Genomic DNA, 1,620 nt, shown 5'->3' on the forward strand with positions numbered 1-1,620 from the left:
TTGGCGCCTATGATATAGACAGGGCAATAAACCTTGAAAATGCCGGATCAGATTTTCTAGTAATCGACACTGCACATGCACATAACAGGAATGTCATTTCTTCACTTAAGAAAATAAGAAAGGCAATACATATAGATATAATAGCAGGAAACATTGCAACCGCAGAGGCTGCAGAGGATCTTATATCCATGGGGGTCGATGGCCTGAGGGTTGGAATAGGGCCAGGTTCTATCTGCACAACAAGAATTGTGGCAGGAGTTGGGGTTCCACAGCTGACGGCAATATCAGATGTGGCGGACGTAGCTGGGGAACATGGTATACCCATAATCGCTGATGGAGGAATCAGGTATTCTGGAGACATGATAAAGGCTCTGGCTGCCGGAGCTTCCACAGTTATGCTCGGCTCACTTCTGGCAGGCACAGAGGAAAGCCCTGGTACAGAAATGATCATAAATGGCAGGAAATACAAGGCATACAGGGGCATGGGGTCCATAGGTGCCATAAAAGCGGGCAAATCAGACCGTTACGGAAAACTTGGTTCCAATGAATTTATAGCAGAGGGCGTTGAGGGATCTGTTCCCTATAGGGGGAAGGTTTCTGAAAATCTGTTCCAATTTGTCGGTGGAATAAAAACAGGTATGGGCTATCTGGGTGCAGAAAATATAGAACAGCTTAAAGAAAAAGCAGTATTTGTAAAAATCACCAACAATGGCTTAAAGGAAAGTCACCCACACGATATACGCATTGTTTCAGAGCCGCCTAACTACCAGAATTTTGACGTCTACTGAAATATAAATTATTATCACAATTGAAAACTATTTATAACCAGATACATTTTCTAATATATATGGATCAGGACAATATAGTAGAAATATTGGGCTACAGGGAAATGACACAGGATCAGATAGCTGATGAAATGATTGGAAAATACAGCACATCAGATCATTCCCGGGCAGGATATCTAAAAATTGGAGCCCAGATACTGGTTGAAAATGAACTGGAATTTCTTCTTAATGAAATGGTAGATAAGAACGTTCTCGGAACAAAAAAAGTTCAGGATGGTTTCCTGGAACACGTTTATTACTATGTCAGGAACTGAATCTGTTCTCGCCACGGTCATATTATTAGAATTTTAAAAACATTCGGTCTCTTATTATATTTATTGCATATATGGGATTATGATTGACAGTATCATAGGCATAGAGGGGTACTCTACCAGGATTCCTGGCATACCCGGGAAAATTAAATATGATCCTGAAAGTTTTACTGTAAACGAAATACCAGTAGAAATTCCGGAAAACAACCATGGCAAATATACAATTTTAAAGGTACGCCTGAGAAACTGGGATACCAACAAATTTTTGATGCGCCTTGCTGATCAATTGCATATAAGCAATAAACGGATAACATATGCAGGAACAAAGGATAAAATAGGCATAACCACACAGTATTTCTGTATAAATTTACCTGAAAGCATGGAAATTGCCAATCTCAATATAGGCGATGCCGAGATCATTTCAACATTCAGGACCGACAAAATGATCAAACTGGGTGATTTACTGGGGAACGAATTCATAATAGACATACAGTCTGATGATGATAATACTGCCCGCATAGGAG

At 40.2% G+C, this 1,620-nt stretch carries 3 protein-coding genes; all 3 read left to right on the forward strand.

Going from position 1 to position 1,620, the window contains the following annotated elements:
* The coding region (locus AMDU4_RS09900) for an IMP dehydrogenase (protein ID WP_021787845.1) at positions 1-788 on the forward strand (788 nt) is incomplete at its 5' end.
* A 59-nt stretch (positions 789-847) separates the two neighbouring features.
* Positions 848-1,099 carry a hypothetical protein gene (locus tag AMDU4_RS09905; protein WP_021787846.1) on the forward strand — a complete coding sequence of 84 codons (252 nt, stop codon included), beginning with the start codon at positions 848-850 and terminating at the stop codon, positions 1,097-1,099.
* A 79-nt stretch (positions 1,100-1,178) separates the two neighbouring features.
* On the forward strand, positions 1,179-1,620 hold a 442-nt coding region (truD, locus tag AMDU4_RS09910), incomplete at its 3' end, for a tRNA pseudouridine(13) synthase TruD (RefSeq protein ID WP_290704950.1).

It is taken from the genome of Ferroplasma sp. Type II (assembly GCF_000496155.1).

What these genes read in the sequence shown, in the direction of transcription:
- AMDU4_RS09905 (WP_021787846.1), top strand. Translation starts at nt 848, where the DNA reads ATGGATCAGGACAATATAGTAGAAATATTGGGCTACAGGGAAATGACA.